The sequence below is a fragment of the Bradyrhizobium sp. BRP20 genome (genome assembly GCF_020194215.1).
GTDB lineage: Bacteria > Pseudomonadota > Alphaproteobacteria > Rhizobiales > Xanthobacteraceae > Bradyrhizobium > Bradyrhizobium yuanmingense.
In genome coordinates, this window is sequence record NZ_JADYVY010000005.1 from 54,662 (window position 1) to 81,287 (window position 26,626).

Below are 26,626 nucleotides of genomic sequence, written 5' to 3' on the forward strand. Positions count from 1 at the left end.
ACGTGGATGCCCGGGACAAGCCCGGGCATGACGATCTCGCAGATGGCTCGACATGGAAGAAAGCCGCTACACCCCCGCCGCGTTCTTCGCGATCACGTTGCGGTAGAAGCTGGCGCTGAGTTTTGCCGTGCGGACCTGGGTGTCGAAATTGACGTGGTACAGCCCGAAACGCTTGTTAAGGCCGTACACCCACTCGAAATTGTCCATCAGGCTCCAGAGGAAATAGCCGCGCACCGGCACGCCTTCGTCGGTGGCGCGCTGGAGCTGGGCGAGATAGTTGCGCAGATACATGATGCGATCGGTGTCGTAGATCTTGCCGTCGGGCGACACCACATCGTCGCCGGAGGTGCCGTTCTCGCTGATATAGATCGCATCCGTCTTCCAGATCTTCGCCGCCAGCTTCGGCACCCAGTAGATCGTCTCGGGCCCGACGCGCAGCCAGTCCGAATTCATGTGCGGGAACGATTTCGGGATCGGCAGCGGCTTGAAGCCCGCGCCCTGGTCGGAGGCCACGACGTAGTTCTGCGGCGCATAGATGTTGAGACCGAGAAAATCGACCGGCGAAGAGATGATCTTGAGCTCCGCATCGGTGTATTTCGGCGCGTTGGACCCGGCGTATTTCAGGAAGGCGTCGGTATAGCGGCCCGTCATGATGACGTTGAGGTAGCCGGCATTCATCTCGCGCAGCGCGATCTCCGCGGCCCGCACGTTTTCCGGCGTGTCGAAGGCAGGCGCGCAGGCATCGATGTTCTCCGCCGGCCCCACCCTGGTGCCGCGGCGGCCATGGGCGCGCACCGCCTGCACCGCGAGCCCGTGCGCCAGCGCACTGTTGTGCCTGATCTGATTGACATCGGCTTGCGGCAGCTTCAAGCCCGGCGCGTCGATGCCGACGCCGTAACCGAAATAGACGAAGCGCCCGCTCTCGTTCAACGTGAACACGTTCCTGACGCGGTCGGTGAGGTGCGCGGCGACATAGGCCGCGTAGTCGCCGAAGATCTTGCAGGTCTCGGTCGAACGCCAACCGCCGAACCGGTCCTGGAGCGATTGGGGCAGGTCCCAATGATAGAGGGTCAGCCACGGCTCGATGCCGTTCTTCAGGAGCTCGTCGACGAGACGATTGTAGAAGTCGAGCCCCTTCGGATTGGGCTTGCCGTCGCCGTCCGGGAACAGCCGCGGCCAGGCCACCGAGAAGCGATAGGCCTTGCAGCCGAGCTCCTTGATGAGGGCGATGTCCTCCTTGTAGCGGTGATAGTGCTCGTTGGCGCGGTCGCCGGTGGTGCCGTCCTCGATCTTGCCGGGGATGCGGACGAACTTGTCCCAGATCGAGGCCCCTCGCCCGTCCTCCTCGACCGCACCCTCGACCTGATAGGACGAGGTCGCCGTGCCCCAGAGAAAGCCCGCCGGAAAACCGGCTGCATTGCGCGGCGGCCGCGCCGGCTTGGCTTCGGCGACAAGCGGACTCGCAATCCCGGCTGCGGACAATCCCGCCAGCTTGGCAAACCGGCGGCGCGAGACCCCCTCCGTCATTGATGCTGCTCCACTTCTTTTCGTTTCGGGCCGGCACAATGAACAGTTCCGGGCGATTTGAGAAGCGGGTGCAGGAGGTCCCAGATCCGCCACCGCAGGCGCGGCAGCACAATGCTTCCCTTGCCGAGATGAACGCCTATTGAGTTCAAACTGGATTCTAGCTTCGGCCTGCTCCGATTGAACCGACCACAATCTGCATCAGCCACGCGATGCCCGCGTCTTTCATAGCCGCTTTGGTCGCGATGGCCCGGATCGTATCCGGTTTGCGCGCGAAAGGCAGCTCGACCAACACGAGGCCGAAACGGCTGGCGTGCTGCTCCACCAGTCGGCGCGGCAATGCGGCGATCAAATCAGACCCGGAAAGCTGGGCAAGCGCCATCATGAAATTCGGAACAGTCAAAGCGATGCGGCGTTCGAGGCCGTGCTTTGCCAACATCTCATCAACGAAACCGCGCGGTTCCCCACTGAGAGAGACCAGCAGGTGCTGTGATCGCGCGAACGCAGCATGGGTTGGCGCTTTTGCGAAGGGATGCCCCTTGCGCATGGCCAGCACGAACTCCTCCTCGTAAAGCCTGCGCGCCTCGAAACGCGGTGATACCGCCGGCAGCGGCAGCATTGCGATATCGAGCTCGCGTCGTTCGAGCATGTCTAGGCTTTGCTGCCAAGGCTCTCCGATTGCGCCACCGCGCGGCGCAGGCATCAGGTGGATCAGCCCGATATCAATGTGGGGCGCCGCAGTCGCGATCGATTGCAACAGCGGACCGATCGCTGAGACCAGTACGGCATCGGGAGCGCCAATCGTAAATCGACGGCCACTTTGCTCCGGGTCGAACGGTGTGGCCGAGCCGATCAGCTGTTCGACGCGCGCGATGATCTCGGCCACCGGCTCTCCAAGCTCCAAGGCCCGCTCCGTTGGAACGACCCCCTTCGGGGTCCGCAGAAACAGCGGATCGTTCAGTAGAAGACGGAGCCGGCCAAGCGCATGGCTGACAGCCGACGGCGTCAGGCTCAGCCGAGCGGCTGCACGCGCGACATGGCGCTCTTCCAGGACCACGCGGAAGAGCACGAGGAGATTCAGATCAATCCTGGATAGATCAATTTGGTTCAGCATGTTGCTGAAATCATATCGCTGGATTCATTGGGATCAAGGCTTCATGCATGGGCGCTCGTCGTTCGATCAGGAGCTGAGAAATGACCAACAAACCGTCCGGGCTGAACAGGTGGCCATGCGAGCAGGAAAAGATATCGCGGCGCTCGATGATGGCCGCTACCGCAGCAATTCCCCTGTCCGGTCAGCTTTCGGCCGGTGCGGCCGCTGGAAGCGACGCGATAGCAGGCCTCGTCGAACGCGCCCGCGAGAAGAATGCCGCCTTCATGCGTGGCGATGTGGACCGCTGGTCCCAGCTTGTCCGCATCGCGCCCGATTTCACGCTGATGCAGCCCTTCGGCGGGCCTGCGAGTCGGGGATTCGACGCTAGTCCCCAGCGTCTGGCTGCCCTCTCCCGATACTTCAGGGAAGGCCAAACCGAACTTGAGGTTTTGCAAACCTATGCATCCGACGCGCTCGTCGCTCTCGTCATGGTCGAGCGCCAGCGCGCCGAGGTGGGCGGGTTGCCGGCTCAAGACTGGTCGCTGCGCGTGACCGAAGTCTACCGCAAGGACGGCACGGATTGGCAACTCGTGCACCGTCATGCGGACCCGCTGGTCCGAAGCATCACCTTGCAACAGGCGGCGATACTCGCCCGGGGATGGCCGGAGGAAAAATGACGAAGCGCTGCAGATGAGCTGGATTCGGAGCCGGCCGGCGGCCAGTCGAGACGACGTGCGATTTCGTCGCGATGATCAGCGCGAGCGCTTCGGCAATTTCGGCAGCTTGTCGGGATTGAATGCCGGCATCTGCCCTGGTGGTTCAGGTGGGGGCGGCTGTTGTTCCCTGAGGATGAGCGTTCCGTGGAGGATCATGCCCGGCGCCTGAGGTGCTGTCGCGGTGTAGGTCGCGATCTTGCCAGGGCAGCTTCCCTCGATCGTCAACGTCAGCTCTTGATCGTTGCCGAACACGGTGGCGCGTCCGTCGGTGTGACGCTTCGTCAATACGGTTGCGGTGAAGCGATCTCCATCGATCTGGCAGGTGCCGTGATAGGTCATCAGGCTGTCACGGCCCCAGATCTGGCCGTCTGCGACATGGACGATCCCGGTACCCTGGTCGATGGGCGTCTTGTACCAAGCGGCGTAGGTGCCGTCCTTCAGCATGGGAGCAGCCTCCCCTGGTATTCCCACGCCGACAATTGGCATCATTAGCGCCAACAAACGGTTAATGACCGGGCCCGTGCCAATCCGGCCTTTCCTTGCGCAGCTCGGCCTCGAGCTCCTCGATGATGCTGTGAAGCAGACACGCTGCAAGCGGATCGGTCACCTCGCGCTCCAGATGCCGGTACCGCGCAATCTGGAATTCCTGCTCTCTCAACTGCTGCTCAGTCATCACGGGCCCTCCGGCGAACCGACGCGGAGACGGCCGGAGAGTTTCGTTACAATTTTCAGATCATTTGCGATGGTTTCCAATCGGTTAAAGGCGCAAGCGGGCTGCGGATTGCCCGACAAGGCTGCCGCGGGACCGGCGACACCAGCCTGAGCGCGGCGGTTGACGTCCAGACCGTTGCTTCCAATTGCGTGCGCGGCGGGCTTCTGCTAGCTTGAGGTACGTGCCTCATTTCACCTCGCCGGCCGGGTTGGTGACCCGCCTCTGCCGCAACGATGCGGGTAGCGGCTGATTGCCGTGCCGCTGGGGGTGAGGCATGCGCCCAATCTGGGTTCAAGCAGAGTTGGCCATCAAAAAGGGCCGACCGCCTTAGGGGAGGAATGATATGCAGCGTCTCTTGGTTGCAGGTGTGTCTGTTGCCTTCGCGATCGCAGCGGGTGTCGGCCCGACGGATGCGGCGGACAAGAAGGTTCTGGCCTTCGTCGTCAACGGGGCGTCCGACTTCTGGAAGATCGCCGAGGCCGGGATGAAGAAGGCGCAGGGCGAGCTGCCCAACTACGAGCTCCAGTTCAAATATCCGGAACAGGCTGCAGCCGCCGTGCAGCAGCGCGTGATGGACGACCTCGTCGCCGCCGGTGCCGCCGGCATCATGGTCAGCGCAGTCGATCCAAAGAACCAGACCGAGCATCTCAACAAGGTTGCGTCCCAGACCGTGCTGTTCACCACCGACAGCGACGCGCCGAAATCCAAGCGCGTGGCCTATATCGGCTCCTCCAACACCGACCTCGGCAAGGAGGCAGGAAAGCTGATGGTCAAGGCGCTGCCGAACGGCGGCAAATGCGTCGGCTTCGTCGGCCTACCCGGCGCCGACAACGCACGCGAGCGCATCGAAGGCGTGAAGGAGACGCTCAAAGGCTCGAAGGTCGAGCTCGTCGACGTTCGCGGCGACGAGATCGACCAGACCCGCGCCAAGCGCAACGTCGAGGACATCCTCGCCGCCATGCCCGATGTGAGCTGCCTCGTCGGCTTCTACTCCTACAACACACCGCGGATCTACGAGGTGCTCAAGGAGGCCGGCAAGCTCGGCAAGATCAAGATCATCGGCTTCGACGAGGATCCGATTACGCTCGGTGGCGTCAAGGAAGGCAGCATCGTCGGCACGGTGGTGCAGCAGCCGTTCGAATGGGGCTATCAGGGCATGAAGCTGATGGCGAACTACATCGGCGGCAACAAGTCCGGCATTCCGGCTAACGGTATCATCATCGTGCCCGGCAAGGTCATCGAAAAGGCGAATGTCGACGAGTTCATGGCCTCGATGAAGCAGATGCTGAAGAAATAGGAGAGATCCGCGCTGCCCGCCGTGCAGCCTGCCATGCCAGAACCGTTTCTCGAACTGGTCGACATCAGCAAGAGCTATCCAGGCGTGGTCGCCCTCGACCACGTCGGTCTCCAGGTGTCGCCCGGCGAGGTCGTTGCGCTGATCGGCGAGAACGGCGCCGGCAAGTCGACGCTGATGCGCGTGCTCGGCGGGGTCGTGGAGCCCAGCGGCGGCTTTATTCGTGTCGATGGCGCCGCGCGATCTTCGCTCACCGTGGCGGATGCGATCAAGGCGGGCATCGCCTTCGTCCATCAGGAACTGAACCTGTTCGACAATCTCGATGTCGCCGGCAACGTCTTCATCGGCCGCGAGCCCGTGCACGGCGGGCCCTTGCGGCTGATCGACCGCAAACGGATGTATGCCGATGTCGCGCCGCTGCTGGAGCGGCTGGGCTGCGATTTCGCGGCCGATGCGCCGCTCGCCGACCTGTCGCTGGCGCAGCGCCAGCTGGTCGAAATCATGAAGGCGCTTTCGCTCGACGCTCGTCTCGTCATCATGGACGAGCCGACCTCGAGCCTGACGCTCGCCGAGACGGACCGCCTGATGCGCACCGTGGCCGGCCTGAAAGCCCACGGCGTCAGCATCATCTTCATCACGCATCGGCTCAACGAGGTGATGCAGTGCGCCGACCGTGCGGTCGTGCTGCGCGACGGTCGCGTGGTCGGCGCGCTGACGCGTGCGGAGCTCTCTCCGGCGGCGATGATCCGCTTGATGATCGGCCGCGACCTGAAATCGCTCTACGTTCCGCCGGCCGCGCCGCCCGGCGCCAGCGTGCTGGAGATCGTCGATGCCGTCACCGACACCTATCCCGGCCGGGCCGTGAGCCTGTCGGTCCGCCGCGGCGAGATCCTCGGGCTTGCCGGTCTCGTCGGGTCCGGCCGCACCGAGCTCGCCCGCGCCGTCTTCGGCATCGACCCACTGCGTGGCGGCACGATACGTCTCGATGGCGAGCCGATCCGTATCGCAAGCCCACGGGCCGCCATCGAGCAAGGCATCTATCTCGTTCCGGAGGACCGCAAGGGCGCTGGCCTGCTGCTCGACGTCTCGATCGCCGAAAACATCTCGCTGCCGGATCTGGCGTCCTATATGCGCTTCTGGCTGGTGGATACGGATCGCGAGAACGAGAACGCGGTGCGTCAGCGGGAGCGCCTAAAAATCCGCGCGCCCGACGTCAAGACCGCCGTCGGCTCGCTGTCGGGAGGCAACCAGCAGAAGGTCGTGCTCGCCAAATGGCTGTCGATGCGGCCGAAGGTGCTGATCGTCGACGAGCCGACGCGTGGGGTCGACGTCGGAGCCAAGCAGGAAATCTACGGCATGCTGCGCCGCCTGACCGATGCCGGGGTGGCGATCCTGATGATCTCCAGCGACATGGAGGAGGTGATCGGGGTCAGCGACCGGCTCGCGGTGATGCATGAAGGCGCGATCTCGGGCTTCCTTGATCGCAGCCAGTTCAGTGAGCACAATGTGCTGCAGCTTGCCGTTGGCCACACAATCACGGCGGAGGGACCTTGAGCAAGAAAGACCTGAGCCTTCTCGTTCTGATTCTGGTGGTCGGGACCGTTGTCGCCCTGATCAATCCGAGATTCCTGTACGTCGGCAATCTCTCGAACACCGCCAACCAGATCGGGTTGTTCGGCATCTTCTCCATCGCCGAAGCCTTCATCATCATCATCGGCGGGATCGAGCTGTCGGTGGGTTCGGTGATCGCACTGCTGGGCGTCCTGTTCATCGACCTGATCGTCAATCACGACGTCAACTGGGTCGTAGCCCTCGCGATGATCGTCGCGGCCGGGCTCGTGATCGGCCTGGTTCATGGCACGCTGGTGACCAGGATGCGGATCCAGGCTTTCGTGGTCACGCTGTGCGGCCTTCTGATCTATCGCGGCGCGGCGCGCTATTACACCGAGGACGCGACGGCGGGCTTCGGCTTCGGCGCGAGCTTTCCGATGCTGGAATGGCTGGCCGCCGGCCGCACAAACGTGCTCGGATTCCCGCTGCCGCACAGCGTGGTGGCGCTCGCCGTGGTGGCCGTGATCGCCTGGGTGGTGCTTCACCGCTCGGTGTTCGGCCGCTATCTTCTTGCCGTCGGCAAGAACGAGGAAGCGGCACGCTACTCCGGCATTCGCACCAACCGCGTGATCATCTCGGCCTATGTCATCTGTGGCGGGCTGACTGCGTTTTCGGCGATCCTGATCGCGATGTACACCCGTTCGATTTCGCCGGCGGTGCACGGCTCGTTCTACGAGCTCTACGCCATCGCGGCCGCCGTGCTCGGCGGCTGCTCCTTGCGCGGCGGCGAAGGCTCGATCATCGGCGTCGTGCTCGGCACCGTGCTGCTCCAGGTGCTGCAGAATCTCGTCAACCTGCTGGGCATTCCGAGCTCGCTCAATTTCGCGGTGATGGGAACGGTGATCCTGGTCGGCGTGCTCGGCGATCAATATCTGGCGCAGCGACGCCACCGCGCGAGTGCGGCCAAAGGCCGGGAGCAGGCGAACGTCGCTGCGGCTCCGCTCGAGCGCGTGAAGGTGGAGTGAAAATCTAGAACGTCACCCGCAACCCCGCGTAAAACGCGCGCGGCCTTGCCGGGCTCAGCGAGCGCGGGTCGGTGAAATCCGCGCCGCCATTGGTGAAGTTGGGCAAGGCGTCGCGGTCGAAGAACTGGCCGTAGGTCACGTAACGCTTGTCGAAGATGTTGTCGACGCGGCCGTAGAGCTGGACGTTCTTCGCGACCTGATAGGAGGTGTGGAGATTGAACACCGTATAGGACGGCAGCTTCGCGAACTGGTTGGACTCGTCGCCGACCAGATACTGGCTGGAGACGAACAGCGCGTTGCCGCCGACCTTCCAGACGTCGGTCACGGCATAGTCGACGCCGACCTTGACGCGGTGGCGCGGGACTGCCGGGATCTGGTTTCCGGGCCTGACCTGAATGGTCTCGGAGGTATCGTCGGCAAACGGGCTCTCCGAGCCGAGCTCGAGCGGATCAAGGAAGCGGGCATCGACGAACGCGTAACTCGCCTGGAACTGCAGCGTCGGAGACTTGATGTTGACTTCGGCTTCGAGCCCCTGCCGCCGTGTGCGGCCTACGTTCGAAAAATAGCCGAAACCAGTCCGGCCAACGACCGGCACCGCCATGATGTCGTCGTGGTTGGTGGCGCGAAAGCCGCCGATCTTCCATCCGAGGGTGCCGATGTTCAACTCCTTGGTGCCCCGGAAACCGGCCTCCACGGTCTTGGAGACGACCTGCTTCAACGGTGGATCCGCAACCAGGAAGGCCGCGATGAGACAGGGCCTGGCGGGATCGGCGCAGCCGAGCTCGAGCGGTGTCGGCACGCGGTTGGCCTCGGAATAGCCGGCATAGGCGGTCAATTCCGGCGTGATCCTGTAGGTGCCGCCGATGATCGGATTGAAACGCGTGAAGGTGTGATCGCCGTTGAGCGCAGTCCCAAGCTGATCTTCCAACGTGATCCGCGCCGCATTGAAGCGGCCGCCCCCCGTGATGGCGAAGGCTTCCGTGACGTTGAACGTATCCATCGCGTAGAGGCCGTTATACTGATTGACGGTCCGCAGCGAGACCGGGCCGGCGACGGGGTCCGCCACAGGAGTCGGTCCCAGGAAAACGCCGCTGCCGCTGACGACGTAGTTCTCTCCCATCGAGCCGATTTCGGAGGAGGCGTTGTAGCGCGTGACGCTGGCGTCATAGGTTGCGCCCACCACGAAGCGGTTGTCATGACCGAACAACTGGTCGGTGTTGGTGGCCTGCCCCGACACGCCGAACGTGGTCGAACGGATCGAGCCGCGGTCGATCGCGCCGAGGATCGTGCCCGGCGCAAATGGGTTGGCAAGCTGCACGCCGCCCGCGCCGTAGGCGGGTGAGGTGTCGTCGCCAAAGCAGAGCAGCGCCGGATCTGCAGCGCACTCCTCCACATCGGTCGGGTTGCCGTCGACCACCTTTTGCTCGTACCTGCGCACACGCGCGGTGCCTTCGAGCGTCCAGGTCGGCGTCGCGTCGACCTTGCCGGTCAGGTTGAGATAGCCGACGCGATTGGAGGTGGTCTGCGGCGTGGTGTAGGTCGCGCCCCAATATCTGTCGAGCAGCTCGGCCGGGACCGTGGCGCTGGCGCCGAAATCGTTCTTGGCCACGCCCATATTGGCGTGGAATTCGCTGTCGCCGGCCCTGTAGCCGACATCGCCGTAGAAGCGCCGCACGGTCGATTGGGAAAAATTGCGGAAGCCGTTGTCGCGCAGTCCTTCGAGCGCACCGTAGACGGCGAAGTTCTGGTCGACCTGCTTGCCCCATTGCGCCGAGCCCTGGATGCGGCCGAACGATCCGCCCATGAGGTCGAGCTCGGCGCCCTGATAGGTGAAGCCGTCCTTCATTTGCAGGTTGATCGCGCCGCCGAGTGCATTGAGGCCGAAGGCCGGATTGTTGGTCACCAGCGTCACCGACCTGATCGCGGCCGTCGGAATCAGGTCCCAATTGACGGCGTCCGAGAAGGCCTCGTTGATGCGGACGCCGTTCTGGTACACCGCAAGGCCTTGCGGCGTGCCCGTCACGGGCGAAGCGACGAAGCCGCGGAATTCGACATCCGGCTGGAACGGATTGCCGGTGACTTCGCTGATGTTGATGCCGGCGATGTTGTCGCGCAGCGCGTCCGTGACGTTCAGCGAACCGGTGCGCCTGATCTGGTTGGCATCGACGGCATTGATCGCCGACGGAACCTTGTCGACATCGAGACCCCGGCCGGTGCCCGGCGAGGTCGGATAGACGTAAAGGCGTGTCCTCGGCGCGGCCGATCCCGGCGCCCCCACGCGCGCAACAGGTCGCGACGGCGCCGCGCGCCGCGCCGAAGGTGGTGCGGTCACCTCGACCGGCGGCAGGTTCTGGACGTTGGTCTCCTCGTCCGGCGCGGCCCCGGCAGGGGTCGCATAGACCAAGCCCGATACCAGCCCGGTCGACACCGAAGCCATCAACAAAGCACGCTTGAACGAAACAACCTTGCCCATCCCCGCCTTCCCATCCGTGACCACCGACTGTTTTGATGTTCCGCCGATTGGTCGGGACGAGTTTATTCGGCCGCAATGGGGACGCCAGCCACAAAAGGTCGGACCCTATCCACACCCATTTTCCCGACCAAATCGGGAATTTTTCCCGATCGCTTTGGATGCGATCAGGTTGCCGCTGTCGGCACCAGCGCTTCCACGGTCACACCGCCCTCACCCGAGACCACATTGAGCGTGCCGCCGAGCGCCAGGATCCGCTCGCGCATGCCGACGAGGCCGAAGCCGAGCTTCTGGCCTGGCTCCATGCCGCGGCCGTCGTCGCTGACCCGCACCCGGGCGCAGAAGCGGCCGCCGGCCTGCTCGACCGGCTCGATGACGACGCTGACCGAGGTCGCGCCGGCGTGGCGGAACACATTGGTGAGCGCCTCCTGCACGATGCGGTAGATGGTGAGATCGGCGGTCTCGCCGGTTGGGCCCAGCGCCGGCGAGATCGAAGTCTCGATCGCCACGTCGGGACGCGACTCCCGCCACAGCCGCGACAGGGATTCGAGCGCCTGGCGCAGGCCGAGCTCGGCAAGGCCCACGGGCCGAAGACGCTCCAGCACGCGGCGATTGAACTGCTGGAGTGCATTGATTTGCTCCAGCATGGCGCTGCCATGTTTGCGTACGGCATCGGCACTCGGCTCGCGTCCGTCCGCCTGCTTCGCCAGCGCGCTCGCATGTGCGCGCAGCGAGAACAGATAGGGTCCGAACTCGTCGTGCAATTCGCGCGCGATCTCCTTGCGCTCGATGTCCTGCAGCGACACCGCGCGCTCGGCGAGGCGCCGCTTGTCCTCGACCGCTTCACCAAGCGTCGCGGCAAGATGGTTGAGCCTGGTGCAGATCGCCGCGAGCTCCGGCGCGCCGCCCGGCGCGACGCGGGCCTCGTAATGTCCGCTTTCGAGCTTCCCCATGGCGTCCGCCAGCGACTGCAACGGTGCCAGGGCACGGCCGACCACCTTCATCATCAGGAAAAACAGCGCAAGCGCGATCACCGAGCCGACCTCGAGCTGGGTCACGATGCCGTCCCAGATCTCGGCGATCTCGTCGTCGGGATGCGAGGTGATCACGAGCGAGCCGGGCTTGCCGCGAATCGAGACCGGCACGCTGACCGCGGTCTGCTCCGGATGGACCAGGCTGACGAACCAGGCCGGCGGGGCACGCGTGTCGACTTCGGAGCCAAGCCGGCGGGGCGTCAGCGGGTTCCCACCGGAATCGTGCAGCGCGATGCTGACATGGCGTAGGCGGCTGAGATCGCGGGCGATCTGGTTCAGCCTGGCATCAGGATCGGGTGCCTCGTTGAGATCGGCAACGATCATCTCGATGAATTCGCGCGCGAGGCGGATCACGCTCTGGTCCTCGGCCTGCACGCGCGGGCCGGCCTCGGCGATCTGCCGGCCGATATTGACCGCGAGCCCCAGCGCCAGCAGCAGCGCCAGCAAGAGATTGATGCGCCCGCGCAAGGAAAGATTCTGCCACATTGGTCTCGCTCGTGCCTCGCGAAGGGTTGGCGCCTGTCCGACGACGTTGACAGAGGCGAACCGCCCGATATCTAATCGGAAGCGTACAGCAATCCCAGCCGGGTTGCATGAGCCGACACGAGACGCGCGTCTTGCCTGGTCAGTCTCATGCGGCGCAGAACAGGCAAGCTCCAAGGGAACGGGCTGTCGCGGGGAACGCCTATGCGCATTCTGATCGTCGACGATCATCCCATCGTCGCCTCCGGCTGCCGTGCCGTGCTGGCCGACGAAGGCGAGATCGAAATCTTGGAAGCCGCCGACGCCGAGGACGGCGAGTGCGTCTTCATCGTCGAACGTCCCGACCTCTGCATCATCGACATAAATTTGCCAACCGTCTCCGGCTTCGAGCTCGCGCGCCGCATCCTAGAGCGCGCGCCCGAGGCGCGCATCATCATGTTCAGCATGAATGACGACCCCGCCTTCGCCGCGCGTGCGATCGAGTGCGGCGCCAAGGGCTACGTCTCCAAGACTGGCGACCCCGACGACCTCGTCGAGGCGATCCGCGCCGTCGGAAGCGGCGGCACCTATCTTCCGACCGCGATCGCGCGCAGCATCGCCTTCGCCGGGCCGACGCTGGCACAAAACCCGCTGTCGAAGCTGAACGCGCGCGAGATGGAGATTCTGCGGCTGCTCAGCGCCGGCAAGAGCCTGTCCGAGATCGCGTGGCTGGTGCAATCGTCCTACAAGACGGTGGCCAATACCTCGTCCATCATGCGCCAGAAGCTCGGGGTGAAGACCTCGGTGGAGCTGGTGCGGCTGGCGATCGACAGCGGTGTCGCCTGACCACGCCACGAATTCGGTCACACAAGCGTTGCAATCTTGGTGTGGTGAGATGCCACGGAGCTCTTAGGCATGACGATTCAGACTGTCTCGACCAACAAATCCCATGGCGGCGTGCAGGGCGTCTATCGCCATGCCAGCCAGGTGACCGGAACCGACATGGTGTTCTCGGTCTATATCCCGCCGCATGCGGACGGCGCCAAGCTGCCCGTGGTCTGGTATCTCTCCGGCCTCACCTGCACGCATGCCAACGTCACCGAGAAAGGCGAATTCCGCAAGGCCTGCGCCGAGCTCGGCCTGATCTTCGTCGCGCCCGACACCTCACCGCGCGGCCCCGACGTGCCGGGCGATGCCAACAACGCCTATGATTTTGGCCTCGGGGCCGGCTTCTATGTGGACGCCACGCAAGAGCCGTTCGCGCGCAATTATCGCATGTGGAGCTACGTCACGGACGAGCTGCCGAAGCTGGTTGCGGAGAGCTTTCCGGTCGATGCCAGGCGGCAATCGGTGATGGGCCACTCGATGGGCGGCCACGGCGCGCTGACGGTGGCGCTGCGCAACCCGCACCGCTTTCGCGCAGCCAGCGCCTTTGCCCCGATCGTGGCGCCCTCGCTCGTGCCCTGGGGCATCAAGGCGCTGACCGGCTATCTCGGACCGAACAAGGAGGCCTGGCGCAATCACGACACGGTGGCGCTGATCGAGGACGGCGCCAAGTTCTCCGGCTTCCTGGTCGACGTCGGCGAGGCCGACAATTTCCTGAAGGAGCAGCTCAGGCCGGAGCTGCTCGAGGCCGCCTGCGCCAAGGCCGGCATCCCGCTGACGCTGCGGCGCCAGGCGGGCTACGACCACAGCTATTATTTCATCTCGACCTTCATGAGCGATCACCTGCACTGGCATGCGGAGAGATTGAAGGGGTGACTACGTTCTTCCTTCTCCCCTTGTGGGAGAAGGTGGCGCGAAGCGCCGGATGAGGGGTTCTCTCCGCTCGCACGACCATTCGTGGGGATGGAAACCCCTCACCCGTCTCGCCGCTACGCGGCGAGCCACCCTCTCCCACAAGGGGAGAGGGAAAACCCCTTCACGGCTTCCCGTAGTTCGGCGCCAGCAGGCGATTGCGGATGAGATAGCGCATCGTGCGCGACCAGGATTCATCCGTGTTGCCGCGCATGTCGGCGCTGGCGACCGCGACCATGTTGCCGGTCTTCACGTCGCGCAGATAGATGTTGAGATTGATGATCAGGTTGGAGACCTTCTGCACGAGGCCGGTGATCTCCAGATCGGCGCCGAGCTGGCCGGCGAGCTTGAGGTCGCAGCCGCCGCAGGCCTGCAGGTTCGCGCCACGGGCGGCCTCCCGTACCGGCGCGATGTCAAGCACCTGGAACCGGCCCGACTCTGCCAGCTCCTTGCGGAGCTGCTCGCTGATGCGCATGAGCCGCGCCTCTTCCGGCTTGGAGCCGTAGAACTCGCCCGGCAGGCTGGTGTCGACCAACTCGAAATCGAACACCGCGAGCTTCGGTGGATCGGCGAGCGCGCCCGCCCCCGTCCACAGCAATGCTGCGGTTGCCAACAATGCTCGCATGATCGTGATGCCCGGCTTCGCGCGCGCGGGGACGAAATGCGGGGTTGCACGGCCTGACAAATTGGTCATGCTTGAAGCAGAGACAATTCTTCACCGGCGGTCAAGCCGGGGAGATCGTCTGGAGGAAACATGATCCGATGGTTGGCCGGCCTGATCGGCTTTGGTCTTGCCGCGACGAGCGCGCTTGCGGCCGATCCCGTCACGATCGGCGTCGGCTATCTCGCAATCGCCGGCACCCGATCAACGCTGTCGCTGGCCGAGCAGCCTGCCGAGAATGACGGCCTCGCCGGCGCGCGCCTTGCCATCGAGGACAACAACACCACCGGGAAATTCACCGGCCAGCGCTTCACGCTGGAGGAGCGCCGCATCAGGGAAGGCGAGGACGTGGCGCAGGCTGCGACCGCGCTCGCCGAGAAGAACGGCTTCATCGTCGCCGACCTGCCTGCCGATGTGCTCTTGAAGGTCGCGGACGCCCTGCGCGACCGCGGCACGCTGCTGTTCAACGCCGGCGCGATCGACGAGCGGCTGCGCGAGACCGATTGCCGCGCCAACGTCATCCACACCGCGCCGACGCGTGCGATGCTGGCGGATGCGCTCGGCCAATATCTGGTGTGGAAGAAGTGGTCGCGCTGGCTGCTGGTGGTCGGCTCGCACGACGAGGACAAGCTGTTCGCGGATGCTATCAGGCGCACCGCCGCGCGGTTCGGCGCCAAGATCGTGCAGGAGCGGACCTTCGAGGACAAGGGCGGCGCGCGGCGCACCGATAGCGGCGTGGCGCAGATCCAGCGTCAGATCCCCGTCTTCACGCAGCAGGCACCGGCCTATGACGTGCTGGTCGCCGCCGACGAGAGCGAGGTGTTCGGCTCTTATCTGCCCTATCGCACCTGGGATCCGCGCCCGGTCGCCGGCTCGGCCGGCCTCGTGCCGCGCAGCTGGGACGCATCGCAGGATCAGTGGGGCGCGATCCAGATGCAGAACCGCTTCATCAAGCTGAATTTGCGCCGGATGACCGCGCGCGACATGCAGGCCTGGACGGCGGTGCGCATGATCGGCGAGGCCACCTCGCGCACCAATTCCGGCGAGGTCAGGAAGGTCACCGATTTCATCAAGGGCCCGGATTTCTCGGTCGCCGCCTTCAAGGGCACGCGGCTGACCTTGCGCGACTGGAACCTGCAGCTGCGTCAGCCGATCCTCCTCGTCGACGGCCGGATGGTGGTGTCGGTGTCGCCGCAGGAAGGATTCCTGCACCAGGTCTCCGAGCTCGACACGCTCGGCTACGATCGCCCGGAGAGCAAATGCAAGCTGAAATGAGGATGCAGATGTCGCGGATGTGGCGTGTTGGACTTCTCTCCGCATTGGCGCTGGCGGCAGCCCCAGCGCATGCGTTCATCGCCTATGTCTCGAACGAGAAGAGCAATACAGTCTCGGTGATCGATACCGACAGCTGGACCGTGACCAAGACCATCAAGGTCGGCCAGCGTCCGCGCGGCATCGACCTTACCCGCGACGGCAAGTTCGTGATGGTCGCGGTCGGCGACGACGACACCATCCAGGTGATCGACGCCAAGACGCAAACCGTGGTGGACAGCCTGCCCTCCGGACCCGACCCCGAGCTGTTCGCGCAGGATGCCGCCGGCAAGACGCTCTATGTCGCCAACGAGAACGACAACACGGTGACGGTGATCGACCTCGAAAAGCGCGCCCGGCTCGGCGACATCCAGGTCGGCGTCGAGCCAGAGGGCATGACCATCAGTCCGGACGGCAAGACGCTGATCAACACCTCGGAAACCACCAACATGGCGCATTTCATCGACACCGCCACGCGCCAGATCGTCGCCAACGTGCTGGTGGACGCGCGGCCGCGTTTTGCCGAGTACAAGCACGATTCTTCGGAGGTATGGGTGTCCTCGGAGATCGGCGGCACCGTCTCGATCATCGACCCCAAAAAGCACGAGGTGATCGGCAAGGTCACGTTCGAGATCCCGGGCCTGCGCAAAGAGGCGATCCAGCCGGTCGGCATCGGCATGACCAGGGACGACAAGACCGCTTTCGTCGCGCTCGGCCCCGCCAACCGCATCGCGGTGGTCGACGTCGCCTCGCGCAAGGTGGCGAAATATCTCCTGGTCGGGCAGCGGGTCTGGCACGTGGCGTTCACGCCGGACGAGAAATATTTGCTCACCACCAACGGTGTGTCGAACGACGTCTCCGTCATCGACGTCGCCGCGCAGAAGGTGATCAAGACCATTCAGGTCGGCGAGCTGCCCTGGGGCGTTGCGATCGCGCCATGACCAGCCCCGCCCCGATCGCCGAAGCGCAGGAGACGCCGAGACCCGAAGGAGCCACGGTGCCGGCGTTGTCGATCGACGGCGTCAGCCATGCCTATGGTCCGCGGCGCGCATTGATGGACGTGTCCTTCAATGTGCAGCCCGCGAGCTTCACGGCGCTGCTGGGACTCAACGGCGCCGGCAAGAGCACGCTGTTCTCGCTGATCACGCGGCTGTTCGGCATCCAGTCCGGCCGCGTCGGCATTTTCGGGCACGACGTCAGCAAGAGCCCCGGCGAGGCGCTGCGGCTGCTCGGGGTCGTATTCCAGCCGCGCACGCTCGATCTCGACCTGTCGCTGACGCAGAACCTGCTCTACCACGCCGCCCTGCACGGCATTGGCCGCCGCGAGGCCTCGGCGCGCAGCGCCGAGCTGCTCGGCCGCATCGGCCTTGCCGATCGCGCTGCAAGCAAGGTGCGCGACCTCTCGGGCGGACAGATGCGGCGGCTGGAGATCGCCCGGGCGCTGCTGCACCAGCCGCGCCTCTTGCTGCTCGACGAGCCGACCGTCGGCCTCGACGTCAAGGCGCGTGCCGACATCATCAGCCACGTCCGCCAGCTCGTGACCGAGCAAGGCATCGGCGTGCTCTGGGCCACGCACCTGTTCGACGAGATCATGCCCGGTGACGATCTCGTGGTGCTGCACCAGGGCAAGGTGCTGGCGCAGGGGCCGATGAGCCGCGTCATCGCCGCAACAGGCGCGCAGGACGTCAACACCGCCTTCATGCGCCTGACCGGCGCACAAACCATGCCTGGAGGCGGCGCATGAGCAGCATCACGACGCGCGAGGCGCCGCGCGGCTTCTCGTTCGCCGAGTACATGACCTGCCTCAGCGGCATCGTCTGGCGCGAGGGCCTGCGCTTCCTGCATCAGCGCGAACGCTTCGTCTCGGCGCTGGTGCGGCCTCTGGTGTGGCTGTTCATCTTCGCCGCCGGCTTCCGCCAGGTGCTCGGCATCTCCATCATCCCGCCCTACGAGACCTACATCCTCTACGAGGTCTATATCGCGCCCGGGCTGATGGCGATGATCCAGCTCTTCAACGGCATGCAGTCCTCGCTCTCGATGGTTTATGACCGCGAGATGGGCAACATGCGCACGCTCCTGGTGAGCCCGCTGCCGCGGGGGTTCCTGTTGTTCTGCAAGCTGCTCGCGGGCACCGCGGTATCGCTGCTCCAGGTCTATGCGTTCCTGCTGATCGCCTGGCTCTGGGACATCACCCCGCCGCCCCAGGGCTATCTCACCGTGCTGCCGGCGCTGATCCTGTCGGGGCTGATGCTGGGCTCGCTCGGCATGCTGATCTCGTCGGGCATCAAGCAGCTGGAGAACTTCGCCGGTGTCATGAACTTCGTGATCTTCCCGATGTTCTTCGCCTCCTCCGCGCTCTACCCGCTCTGGCGGGTGCAGGAGGGCAACCCCTATCTCTATTACCTCTGCGAGGCCAATCCGTTCACCCATGCGGTCGAGCTGATCCGTTTCGCGCTGTATGGCCAGATCAACTGGATCTCGCTGGCGGTGGTCGCTGCTTGCACAATCGTCTTCATGATCGGCGCGATCCTGGCCTATGATCCCTCGCGCGGGCTGGCGCGACGCGGGCCTGCGGGAGGCGAAGGATGATTGTTCGGGTTCTGGTCACCTCTCTACTGGTGCTCGCTGTCGCGAGCACGACGGCGCACGCCGCCGATCCGCGCTATCCGGACTGGCCGTGCACCCAGGCGAAGGTGCCCGAGATCTCGCTGGCGGCCGTGTGGGGCGGTCCGCCGCTCGACGACGTCCAGAACAGATGGAAGGACGACGCCAAGATCAGCGCGCTCGTTGCGAAACTGGCCGCGCGCAAGACGCCACTGGATGAGGCGGAAAAGCTGGTGAAGGAGTTTCTCGCCGGTTCCGCTGCCGACAAGACCGCGAACGCAAAGCTGCTGTTCGCCGGCCTGTTCGACACGCTCAACGCCCAGCGCTCCCAGGTCATGAACGGACTCGAGCGAGTCAGCCGCAAGCAGCGCGATGCCGCCGACAAGATCCGCGAGGAGGCAATTCAGCTCCAGGCCCTGCAAGGGGCCACACCGCGTGACGAGGCCAAGGTCCAGGCGCTCAGCAACGAGCTGATCTGGAAGACCCGGATCTTCGAGGACCGTAACAAGGTGGTGCGCTTCGTCTGCGAGGTTCCAACCTCGCTCGACCAGCGCCTGTTCGCGCTCGGACGCGTCATCCAGCAGGAAATGGAATAGCGTCAGTTACGCTGACCGCTCACGAAAAGTTCCCGCAATCGCCCCGGCAACGTTAACCTTTCGCCGCGCTATGTGCCGGAACCAAATCGATTTATGATGGCTTGTCGACGTGAACTCAAGACGTCGGGAGGCCTCGATGGGAACCACAAGAATCATGTTTGCGGGCGCTGCGGTCCTCAGCATGCTCGCAACCAGCGCCTTTGCTGACGACATGACGGGGATGATCACGCGGATCGATCGGCTCAACGGCACGATTTCGATCCAGCAGACCCAGAAGGGCACGGTCGGCGCCAGCACAGGCAGCGCCGGCGCGCTCCAGGAGTACAAGGCCAAGGATGCGGCGATGCTGGATGCCGTCCATGCCGGCGACAGGGTGAGCTATTCTGCGACCGAGACCAACGGTACGGGCACCTTGACGAAGCTGCAGAAGCAGAAGTAACGGCGCTGGCGCCTGATCTCTCCTGCTTGCATCAATGTTGCTCCGGCCGCGGCTCCGGCTGCGCCTCTTCCGTCGGCAGCTTCGCGCCCTCCCAGCCGTCGGTGCCGTCAGGATACCAGGCGATGTTGGCATAGCCGTAAGCGAGCGCACGCTTCGCCGCGTTCCAGGACATCCAGCAATCGGAGAGGCAATAGATCACCAGCAGCGCGGCCTTGTCGCCGCGTGAGGCGCGCGCGAGGCCACGCTGAAGATAATCGTCCATGGCGGGCGGCAAGTTGCCGTAGCCGGTGTCCGGCAGCCAGAAGCTGCCCGGAATGTTCCTGCGCGGCGCGTCACGCCACACCGTGCTCACAGGAAGGTTCTTTGGTTTCGGCGCGCGCGGCATCACGTCAACGAAGGTGCCGCTGTTCGCACGCCAGATCGCCTCCGCCTCGCCGGTCGTGAGCACGCGCGCGCCAGCGAGCGTCGCCGGCACCGGCGCGCGATAATTGTCGGTACGATATCCCTCGGGCTCGAACGGCTCCTGCTGCTGCGCCGACGCCGGGACCACGAGCAAGGCAACGACGAACGCAGCGGCAAGCGGCCGGCTCATGGCGCCTTCTTGGCCGTCTCCGCGCCGAGCGGCCGGTTGTTCTCGTCCAGCAGCGGCACGCCGAAATCGAGCAGGATCTTGTTGATCTCGCCCTGGTTCTCCTGGATCACCCGGTTGAGCTGCCGCTTCCAGTTCTGGTCGGCGGGTCGCACGCCCATGCCGATGCGATAGACCAGCTTGGACCCGGTGGTCTCCTTGACCAGCGGCATGACGTGCAGCGAGGGGCCGGCTTTCTTCGCATAATAGCCGGCCATCGGTCCCCAGAGCACGCCGGCGTCGATCTTGCCGGCAGCGAGGTCGTCGATCATCGCCCGCGCGGAATTGTCGAAGCGCGTGTCGATCATCAGCTGATAGGGCTTTGCATCGCCCATCAGGCCTGCCAACGCCATATTGGTCGCCGGCGGCGTGCCGGCGACGATGCCGATATGCTTACCTTTCAGGCGTGCGTCCTCCAGCGTGTCGACGTCCTCGAGCCCGCTACCGGTCTTGGCAACCAGTGCATAGGTCGTGCGGTAGTAGGGATTGGTGCCCTGCACGAGGTCGTCGCCCTGCGGGTAGCCCATGATGACGTCGCAGCGATGCGCACCCAACGTCATGCGCACGAAGCCGGCGGCCTGCGGGAAGAACACGTAGTCCAGCTTCTTCTGCAGCTTGTCCGCCAGAAACTCGGCGAGCTTGTTCTCGAAGCCCTCGCCCTTCTCGTTCGAGAACGGCAGGTTGCGCGGGTCGGCGCAGACGCGCAGCACCTTCGGGTCGACCAGCTCGAATGAGAGATCTCCGGTCTCGTTGGTCTGCGCGATGGCGAGATCGCCATAGGCACACGATGCGATCACGATCCAGAGTGAAAACCACCAGCGACGATGTCGTCCGGCCTGCGTCATCGCGCTTCCTCCTCGTTTTGTTTGAATGTAATCCATGCAACGCATGACGCGCCACGTGTGCCAACTTTTGCCGGCTTTGCTTTGTTGCAGTGCAATGAGGCCAATCCTTTGAACTGAGGCGGAAAAGTGTCTCGCATCGCTCTCGTGATCGCAGCCTTGTCCCTGGTAACAGCTACGCTAGCACGCGCCGGGGCGGGCGAATTGCCTGTGAGCGAAGTCGCGCCGGGAATCTTCGTACACTCCGGGGCCATAGCGCTGATGAGCCGCGAGAATGAAGGCGGCATCGCCAATATCGGCTTCATCATCGGAGGTGACGCGGTGGCCGTGATCGACACTGGCGGCAGCCTGCGCGAAGGCGAGGCGCTGCTGGCGGCGGTACGAGCGCGCACGCAAAAGCCGATCCGCTATGTCATCAACACCCATGGCCATCCCGACCATGTCTTCGGCAATGCTGCCTTCATGGCAGAGGGAACCAGCTTCGTCGGCCACAGCAAGCTGCCGCAGGCGCTGGCGAGCCGCGGGCCCTTCTATCTCGACAATTTCAGGCGCCTCATGGGCCCCGAGCTGATCGATCCCGTGAAGATCGTACCGCCGACCCTGCTCGTAACGGACACGCTCACGCTCGATCTGGGCTCGCGCCGCTTGACCTTGCGCGATTGGCCGGCCGGGCACAGCGACAACGATCTGACCGTGTTCGACGAGAGCACCAAAACCCTGCTTGCCGGCGATCTCGTCTTTCTCGGCCACATTCCGGTGATGGACGGCAGCATTCGCGGCTGGCTCGCCACGCTGAAAGAGTTGGAGACGATCCCGGCGCTGCGCGTTGTTCCCGGTCACGGTCCTGTGAGCGACTGGCCAGCGGCGCTGAGCGATCAACGACGTTACCTGTCAACGCTGCTGTCCGACGTCCGCGCCCTGAACAAGAGGGGCGCGCCGATCCGCGCCGCTGCGGACAAGGCGGCGGCGGACGAGCGGCCGCACTGGCAGCTGTTCGAGGACTACAACGCCCGCAACGCAACTGCAGCATTTTCGGAAATTGAATGGGAATAGCGGGCGCGCTACGCTGGCAGGAGATCAGCTTCACCTAAACCGAGGAGCATGACCATGACGGCATGCACACGCCGCCTGCCCCTGATTGCCCTGCTCCTCGGCATCGCCTTTGCCGTGCCGGCGCAGGCGGACGAGGCCTACGATCCCTGGCCGGGCCTGGTGCAGGACATCTTCAGCAACCGGCCGATGAACGACGGCGCCGAGGTCATCGGCATCGAGATGCCCTATCGCGCCGAGGATGCCGCCATCGTGCCGGTGACGCTGCGCAGCAAGCTGTCGCCCGGCGACAGCAGACGCATCCGTTCGATCACGCTGGTGATCGACCGCAATCCCGCGCCGATGGCCGCGAAGTTCGAACTCGGCCCGGACGCCAATGTCACGGAAATCTCGACCCGTGTGCGCGTCAACAACTACACCGACGTGCACGCGGTCGCCGAGCTCAGCGACGGTCAGCTCTACGTCTCGAAAGTCTATGTGAAGGCCTCCGGCGGCTGCTCGGCGCCGGCTGCAAAGAACGTGGAGGAAGCCAAGAACCGGCTCGGCCAGATGCGCTACCGGCAATTCGCCCGTGAAGAGGGTCCGGCAAGCCGGCTGCGCGAAGCGCAGATCATGATCGGCCATCCCAACAATTCCGGCCTGCAGATGGACCAGGTCACGCAGCTCTATATCCCCGCCTTCTTCATCAACCAGCTCAGATTGACGCAGGACGACAGCCCCGTGCTGTCGATGGAAGGCGGCATCTCGATCTCGGAAGATCCCAACCTGCGCTTCACCTATGTCTCCAACGGCGCCAAGCGCTTTCGTGCGGAGGCCCGGGATACGGACGGGCATGTGTTCCGCAATGAATGGGATGTGGAGAAACCGGGGACTTAGTTTCGTCAGACTTGCGCTGAAGCCCCCTCTCCCCTTGCGGGAGAGGGTGGATCGCCGCGTAGCGGCGAGACGGGTGAGGGGTATGTTTCCGCGCCCACCTGCCTCTCATGCTGGAATATGCCGATAGAACCCCTCATCCGGCGCTTCGCGCCACCTTCTCCCACAAGGGGAGAAGGAAGATCGCACCGTCTGTGCCGCGATAGCTAAAAACACCTCACCTCGGCTTCCGCCTGCGCGCGCCTTAAGTCATTCACCGCCGAGTTGGCCTGCTCCGAGGTGCGAAACTGCACGCCGAGATCGCCGCGCACTTGCGACATGCTGAGCGCGGTCTCGGCGGTAACATAGCGCTCGTAGGGTATGATCGAGGCGACCACGTCGATGGAGCAGGAACATTGCTCGATCGCGGAGCGCGTCTCGCCGTTGGCCTTCATGCAGCCATAGACGTATTCCGCGCGCGCCGCGGTGGGATAATCATTGGCCTCTTCGGCCCGTGCCACGCATACGCTGGCAGCGAGCGCCGTCAATGCGGCGACAATCGGTCGTAGCCGTCCGGCCAGATCCATGCGCGTCCTCCCGCTGGTTGCGACCAAGGCTATGCTATGCGTATTGTGCTGAAAAGCACTCTGTCAGAGGAAACGGCTCACAAGGTGATGACAGTTTTGGCGCGAATTTGGGCGCTCGCAACGGTGCTGGCGCTAGCCGCACCTGCCGGCGCTGCGGACACAATCCGCCTTGCGGTGCAGAAGACCGGAACATTCTCGTGGGAGCTGGCCGCGATCCGAAGCGCCGGCCTCGACAAGGAGGCCGGCCTGGCGCTGGAGGTCACCGAGCTCGCGAGCACCGAGGCCGGCAAGATCGCGATGCGCGCCGGCAGCGCCGACATCATCCTGTCGGACTGGCTGTGGGTGTCGCGCGAGCGCACGCTCGGTGCGAAGCTCACCTTCTATCCCTATTCCAGCGCGCTCGGCGCCGTGATGGTGCCGGCCTCATCGCCGATCAAGACGCTCGCCGACCTCAAGGGCCGCAAGCTCGCGGTCGCCGGCGGGGCGATCGACAAGAGCTGGCTGCTGCTGCAGGCGCGGATGAAGCAGGACGGCGTCGACCTGAAATCGGAAGCAACCATCGTCTACGGCGCCCCGCCGCTGATCGCCGCCAAGGCGCTGGACGGCGAGATGGATGCGAGCCTCAACTTCTGGAATTTCTGCGCCCAGCTCGAGGCCAAGGGTTTCAGGCGCCTGACCGGCATCGAGGACATCTTGCCGAAGCTGGGCGCCAAAGGCGCGGTCGCCGCGGTCGGCTATGTCTTCGACGAGAGCTGGGCGGCGAGCCATAAGGAGGCAGTCGCGCGCTTCATCGCGATGACCCGCAAGGCCAAGGAACTGCTGGCGACCTCGGATGCGGCCTGGGACAAGGTCGCGCCGCTTACCGGCACGACCGATCCCGCCCTGCTCAAGACTTACCGCGATCGCTACAGCGACGGCATTCCGCGCCGGAGCATCGATGACGAGGAAAAGGACGCGCGCGTGCTCTACCGCGTGCTGGCCGAGATCGGCGGCCGCGACCTCGTCGGCCCCGCAGCCGAGCTCGATCCCGGCACCTTCTATCACGCAGTCCCCGGAGACTGAGGTGCTGCGCCTGCTGTCGTTCGCCCTGTTCCTCGCGATCTGGTGGATCGCCGCGCTCGCGGTCGGCGGCGCAAAGCTGCCCTCCCCGCCGGCGGTGCTTCAGGTGATGATCGCGGAAGCATCAAGCGGCGCGCTATTCCTGCATCTCGGCGCCACGCTGGCGCGCGTCGCGCTCGCCTTCACACTCGCGATGTCGCTCGGCAGTGCCATCGGCTATTTGATGGGCCGGGTGAAGCTCGCCGACCGGCTCGGTGATCCCTGGCTGATCCTGCTGCTCAACCTGCCCGCATTGGTCGTGATCGTGCTGGCCTATATCTGGGCTGGCCTCACCGAGGCCGCCGCGATCGCAGCGATCGCCATCAACAAGCTGCCGACCGCCATCGTCACCTTGCGCGAGGGCACCCGCGCGCTCGACCGTTCGCTCGACGAGATGGCGAGCGTGTTCGCAATGCGGCGCTGGCGCGCCTTCCGCCACGTCGTGCTGCCGCAACTGGCGCCCTATATCGCGGCCTCGGCCCGCTCCGGCCTGTCGCTGGTGTGGAAGATCGTGCTCGTCGCCGAGCTGCTGGGGCGGCCGAACGGCGTCGGCTTCGAGATCGGCGTCGCCTTCCAGCTGTTCGACACGCCGCGGCTGCTGGCCTATTCCCTCACCTTCGCCGCCGTCGTGCTCGTCATAGAAACCTTGCTGGTGCAGCCGTTCGAAGCCCGCGCAAACAGGTGGCGGCCCCGTGCGGCTTGAGGTCGATATCACGGGCAAGACTTTCAGGAGTGCCGCGGGCGGAACGCACGAGGTGCTGGCGCCCGTCACGTTCGCGCTGCAATCCGGCGAGGTCGGCGTGCTGATCGGCCCCTCGGGCTGCGGCAAGAGCACGATGCTGCGTATCATCCTGGGACTGGACCACGACTTTGCGGGCCACGTCGCGCGACCGGCGGAGGCACGGATCGGCATGGTGTTCCAGGAGCCGCGCCTGCTGCCGTGGCGCTCGGTCGAGCAGAATGTGCGGCTGGCTGCGCCCGATGTCGCTGATGCCAGGCTCGCCGAGCTCTTCAGGATTTTGGAGCTGGAAGCGCATCGCGACCACTATCCCGGTGAGCTCTCGCTGGGTTTGGCCCGGCGCGTGGCGCTCGCCCGCGCCTTTGCCGTCGAGCCGGATATTCTGGTGCTCGACGAACCGTTGGCATCGCTCGATGACGCTCTCGCCGGACGCTTGCGCGATGAGATTGCAACGCTCGTCGCGAGCCGGCCGGTGATGACGCTTTTGGTGACACACAGCCTGGACGATGCAGTGCGCCTGGGCGACCGGCTGTTCTTCCTGTCGCCGCGACCAGCGCGGATCGTGGCCGAGGTGCCTATCGGCATCCCGCGCGACACACGCGGCGAAGCCGAGATTGCGGCGATCAAGGCCGGCCTCGCGCAACGAACTCAAGGCGACCGCACTGAGCGAGATGCCTCATAGCCGGTCGCCTGGCGGACGTGCTAGATTAGCGGGCGGCGGAGCTGATGATGACACGAACAGTCGCCTTCGCAACGCTTGGTCTTGCAGCGCTTAGCCTCGCACTCGTTGCGGTGACGGCGGGCGCGCAGGACATGATGCGTGGCGTCGACCTCACCTCCCCCGCGATGGTCTCGGCTGAAATGACGAGGCCGGAGGTCGAGGCCATGTTGGCCAAAGCGAGCCCAAAGCAGCCTGCCGATTTCACCGGCAAACGCCTGTCGGGTCTCGATCTCTCGGGGCTGGACCTGTCCAACACGGTTCTCCGCGCCGCGCGGCTCAACAAGACAATACTTCGAGACGCCCGGCTGGACGGTGCGATCCTCGATCAGGCGTGGCTGCTGGATGCGGATCTTACCGGCGCAAGCCTGAAGGGCGCCAATCTATTCGCCTCGCAAATGGCCCGCGCGCGTCTCGACGGTGCGAACCTGTCAGGAGCGCGCATCGCTGCCGACCTCACCGGCGCAAGCCTGGTCGGCGCCTCGATCGCGGACGCGAATCTCGGCGCCGATATGCGCAACCAGTCGATGGGACTGATGCGCGCGGTGCTGAGATCCGCCAAGCTGGAACGGCTGAACGCGCGCAACGCCGATTTGTCGCGCGTCGACCTCGAATTCGCAGTCCTCAGGGGCGCCGATCTGAGCGGCGCATCACTGAAAAACGCCCAACTCGGCGGAGCCGATCTGACCGGCGCCATCGTCATCGACGCCGATTTCGACGGCGCCGATCTCGTCTCGGCGAAGCTGATCGCACCAAACGGCCTTGACCGCGCCAAGAATTTCGACAAGGCAAAGAACCGCGAGCGCCTGATCAGGGAATGACG

28 protein-coding genes are annotated in these 26,626 nt (G+C 64.8%); 18 read left to right on the forward strand and 10 right to left on the reverse strand.

The window, feature by feature from the left end; translation table 11 throughout:
* Window positions 1–66: 66 nt before the first annotated feature.
* Window positions 67–1,527, reverse strand: a complete 1,461-nt coding sequence (locus tag I6F33_RS13915) for a GH1 family beta-glucosidase (protein WP_225142939.1) — start codon at window positions 1,525–1,527, stop codon at window positions 67–69.
* 157 nt (window positions 1,528–1,684) lie between these two features.
* Window positions 1,685–2,638, reverse strand: a complete 954-nt coding sequence (locus I6F33_RS13920; protein WP_225142941.1) for a LysR family transcriptional regulator — start codon at window positions 2,636–2,638, stop codon at window positions 1,685–1,687.
* 80 nt (window positions 2,639–2,718) lie between these two features.
* Between I6F33_RS13920 and I6F33_RS13925 the strand changes: the two genes are divergently transcribed.
* Window positions 2,719–3,294, forward strand: a complete 576-nt coding sequence (locus tag I6F33_RS13925; RefSeq protein ID WP_225142943.1) for a nuclear transport factor 2 family protein — start codon at window positions 2,719–2,721, stop codon at window positions 3,292–3,294.
* 75 nt (window positions 3,295–3,369) lie between these two features.
* Here I6F33_RS13925 and I6F33_RS13930 read toward each other — a convergent pair whose 3' ends face one another.
* Window positions 3,370–3,777 (reverse strand): hypothetical protein, encoded by a 408-nt coding sequence (locus tag I6F33_RS13930; protein ID WP_036007872.1) that lies wholly within the window; start codon window positions 3,775–3,777, stop codon window positions 3,370–3,372.
* A 61-nt stretch (window positions 3,778–3,838) separates the two neighbouring features.
* The gene (locus I6F33_RS13935; RefSeq protein WP_192893123.1) at window positions 3,839–4,006 is read right to left on the reverse strand and encodes a hypothetical protein; all 168 of its coding nucleotides are present in this window, start codon (window positions 4,004–4,006) and stop codon (window positions 3,839–3,841) included.
* 382 nt (window positions 4,007–4,388) lie between these two features.
* Here I6F33_RS13935 and I6F33_RS13940 point away from each other — a divergent pair, with 382 nt between their 5' ends.
* The 3 genes from I6F33_RS13940 to I6F33_RS13950 are packed head-to-tail and all read left to right on the forward strand — an operon-like array spanning window position 4,389 to window position 7,915.
* Entirely contained in the window at window positions 4,389–5,342 is a 954-nt protein-coding gene (locus I6F33_RS13940; protein WP_036007875.1) for a sugar-binding protein, read from the forward strand.
* Window positions 5,343–5,375: 33 nt separating this feature from the next.
* Window positions 5,376–6,893 (forward strand): sugar ABC transporter ATP-binding protein, encoded by a 1,518-nt coding sequence (locus I6F33_RS13945; protein ID WP_225142646.1) that lies wholly within the window; start codon window positions 5,376–5,378, stop codon window positions 6,891–6,893.
* Window positions 6,890–7,915: an ABC transporter permease gene (locus tag I6F33_RS13950; protein ID WP_225142945.1), complete on the forward strand. Its 1,026-nt coding sequence runs from the start codon at window positions 6,890–6,892 to the stop codon at window positions 7,913–7,915. Before I6F33_RS13945 ends, I6F33_RS13950 begins: the two co-directional genes overlap by 4 nt.
* 4 nt (window positions 7,916–7,919) lie before the next feature.
* On the opposite strand, the gene I6F33_RS13955 is transcribed toward I6F33_RS13950, so the two are convergent.
* Together I6F33_RS13955 and I6F33_RS13960 are read right to left on the reverse strand one after the other, a co-directional pair.
* Window positions 7,920–10,388 carry a TonB-dependent receptor gene (locus I6F33_RS13955; RefSeq protein WP_225142947.1) on the reverse strand — a complete coding sequence of 823 codons (2,469 nt, stop codon included), beginning with the start codon at window positions 10,386–10,388 and terminating at the stop codon, window positions 7,920–7,922.
* 164 nt (window positions 10,389–10,552) lie between these two features.
* Window positions 10,553–11,905: a histidine kinase gene (locus I6F33_RS13960; RefSeq protein WP_225142949.1), complete on the reverse strand. Its 1,353-nt coding sequence runs from the start codon at window positions 11,903–11,905 to the stop codon at window positions 10,553–10,555.
* Window positions 11,906–12,106: 201 nt separating this feature from the next.
* Here I6F33_RS13960 and I6F33_RS13965 point away from each other — a divergent pair, with 201 nt between their 5' ends.
* Window positions 12,107–12,727, forward strand: a complete 621-nt coding sequence (locus tag I6F33_RS13965) for a response regulator transcription factor (protein WP_036007891.1) — start codon at window positions 12,107–12,109, stop codon at window positions 12,725–12,727.
* A gap of 69 nt (window positions 12,728–12,796) precedes the next feature.
* Window positions 12,797–13,642, forward strand: coding sequence for an S-formylglutathione hydrolase (gene fghA, locus I6F33_RS13970; protein WP_128263293.1), 846 nt, complete (start codon window positions 12,797–12,799; stop codon window positions 13,640–13,642).
* 160 nt (window positions 13,643–13,802) lie between these two features.
* Here the strand turns inward: fghA and I6F33_RS13975 are convergent, their stop codons facing one another.
* Complete coding sequence (locus tag I6F33_RS13975; protein ID WP_225142950.1) at window positions 13,803–14,372, reverse strand: DUF3280 domain-containing protein; 570 nt, start codon at window positions 14,370–14,372, stop codon at window positions 13,803–13,805.
* 60 nt (window positions 14,373–14,432) lie between these two features.
* Between I6F33_RS13975 and I6F33_RS13980 the strand changes: the two genes are divergently transcribed.
* The 6 genes from I6F33_RS13980 (at window position 14,433) to I6F33_RS14005 (ending at window position 19,289) form a co-directional block, all read left to right on the forward strand.
* Window positions 14,433–15,614 carry an ABC transporter substrate-binding protein gene (locus I6F33_RS13980; protein ID WP_225142951.1) on the forward strand — a complete coding sequence of 394 codons (1,182 nt, stop codon included), beginning with the start codon at window positions 14,433–14,435 and terminating at the stop codon, window positions 15,612–15,614.
* Between the two features lie 8 nt (window positions 15,615–15,622).
* Entirely contained in the window at window positions 15,623–16,591 is a 969-nt protein-coding gene (locus tag I6F33_RS13985) for a YVTN family beta-propeller repeat protein (protein ID WP_225143216.1), read from the forward strand.
* Window positions 16,588–17,394 carry an ABC transporter ATP-binding protein gene (locus I6F33_RS13990; RefSeq protein ID WP_225142952.1) on the forward strand — a complete coding sequence of 269 codons (807 nt, stop codon included), beginning with the start codon at window positions 16,588–16,590 and terminating at the stop codon, window positions 17,392–17,394. The genes I6F33_RS13985 and I6F33_RS13990 overlap by 4 nt, the downstream gene beginning before the upstream one ends.
* Window positions 17,391–18,239: an ABC transporter permease gene (locus I6F33_RS13995; RefSeq protein WP_225112021.1), complete on the forward strand. Its 849-nt coding sequence runs from the start codon at window positions 17,391–17,393 to the stop codon at window positions 18,237–18,239. Before I6F33_RS13990 ends, I6F33_RS13995 begins: the two co-directional genes overlap by 4 nt.
* Window positions 18,236–18,850 (forward strand): hypothetical protein, encoded by a 615-nt coding sequence (locus tag I6F33_RS14000; RefSeq protein WP_225142953.1) that lies wholly within the window; start codon window positions 18,236–18,238, stop codon window positions 18,848–18,850. Before I6F33_RS13995 ends, I6F33_RS14000 begins: the two co-directional genes overlap by 4 nt.
* Before the next feature lie 136 nt (window positions 18,851–18,986).
* The gene (locus I6F33_RS14005) at window positions 18,987–19,289 is read left to right on the forward strand and encodes a copper-binding protein (RefSeq protein WP_036007909.1); all 303 of its coding nucleotides are present in this window, start codon (window positions 18,987–18,989) and stop codon (window positions 19,287–19,289) included.
* Between the two features lie 31 nt (window positions 19,290–19,320).
* On the opposite strand, the gene I6F33_RS14010 is transcribed toward I6F33_RS14005, so the two are convergent.
* Window positions 19,321–19,881, reverse strand: coding sequence for a PQQ-dependent catabolism-associated CXXCW motif protein (locus I6F33_RS14010; RefSeq protein WP_225142954.1), 561 nt, complete (start codon window positions 19,879–19,881; stop codon window positions 19,321–19,323).
* Window positions 19,878–20,762, reverse strand: coding sequence for a substrate-binding domain-containing protein (locus I6F33_RS14015; RefSeq protein WP_225142955.1), 885 nt, complete (start codon window positions 20,760–20,762; stop codon window positions 19,878–19,880). Before I6F33_RS14015 ends, I6F33_RS14010 begins: the two co-directional genes overlap by 4 nt.
* Before the next feature lie 126 nt (window positions 20,763–20,888).
* On the opposite strand from I6F33_RS14015, the gene I6F33_RS14020 reads away from it, so the two are divergent.
* Together I6F33_RS14020 and I6F33_RS14025 are read left to right on the forward strand one after the other, a co-directional pair.
* Window positions 20,889–21,812: a quinoprotein relay system zinc metallohydrolase 2 gene (locus I6F33_RS14020; RefSeq protein ID WP_225142956.1), complete on the forward strand. Its 924-nt coding sequence runs from the start codon at window positions 20,889–20,891 to the stop codon at window positions 21,810–21,812.
* A gap of 54 nt (window positions 21,813–21,866) precedes the next feature.
* On the forward strand, window positions 21,867–22,685 hold the full coding sequence (locus I6F33_RS14025) for a quinoprotein dehydrogenase-associated SoxYZ-like carrier (protein WP_225112026.1): 819 nt from the start codon (window positions 21,867–21,869) through the stop codon (window positions 22,683–22,685).
* Window positions 22,686–22,888: 203 nt separating this feature from the next.
* Here the strand turns inward: I6F33_RS14025 and I6F33_RS14030 are convergent, their stop codons facing one another.
* Window positions 22,889–23,248, reverse strand: a complete 360-nt coding sequence (locus tag I6F33_RS14030) for a hypothetical protein (protein ID WP_109142938.1) — start codon at window positions 23,246–23,248, stop codon at window positions 22,889–22,891.
* A gap of 87 nt (window positions 23,249–23,335) precedes the next feature.
* Between I6F33_RS14030 and I6F33_RS14035 the strand changes: the two genes are divergently transcribed.
* From I6F33_RS14035 to I6F33_RS14050, 4 genes are read left to right on the forward strand one after another with little or no spacing between them, the layout of a single operon-like run.
* The gene (locus I6F33_RS14035; RefSeq protein ID WP_225112040.1) at window positions 23,336–24,310 is read left to right on the forward strand and encodes an ABC transporter substrate-binding protein; all 975 of its coding nucleotides are present in this window, start codon (window positions 23,336–23,338) and stop codon (window positions 24,308–24,310) included.
* 1 nt (window position 24,311) lies between these two features.
* Window positions 24,312–25,049: an ABC transporter permease subunit gene (locus tag I6F33_RS14040; RefSeq protein WP_225142963.1), complete on the forward strand. Its 738-nt coding sequence runs from the start codon at window positions 24,312–24,314 to the stop codon at window positions 25,047–25,049.
* Window positions 25,039–25,767, forward strand: coding sequence for an ATP-binding cassette domain-containing protein (locus I6F33_RS14045; protein ID WP_225142965.1), 729 nt, complete (start codon window positions 25,039–25,041; stop codon window positions 25,765–25,767). The genes I6F33_RS14040 and I6F33_RS14045 overlap by 11 nt, the downstream gene beginning before the upstream one ends.
* A gap of 47 nt (window positions 25,768–25,814) precedes the next feature.
* Entirely contained in the window at window positions 25,815–26,624 is an 810-nt protein-coding gene (locus I6F33_RS14050) for a pentapeptide repeat-containing protein (protein WP_036007988.1), read from the forward strand.
* The last annotated feature ends 2 nt before the right edge of the window (window positions 26,625–26,626 follow it).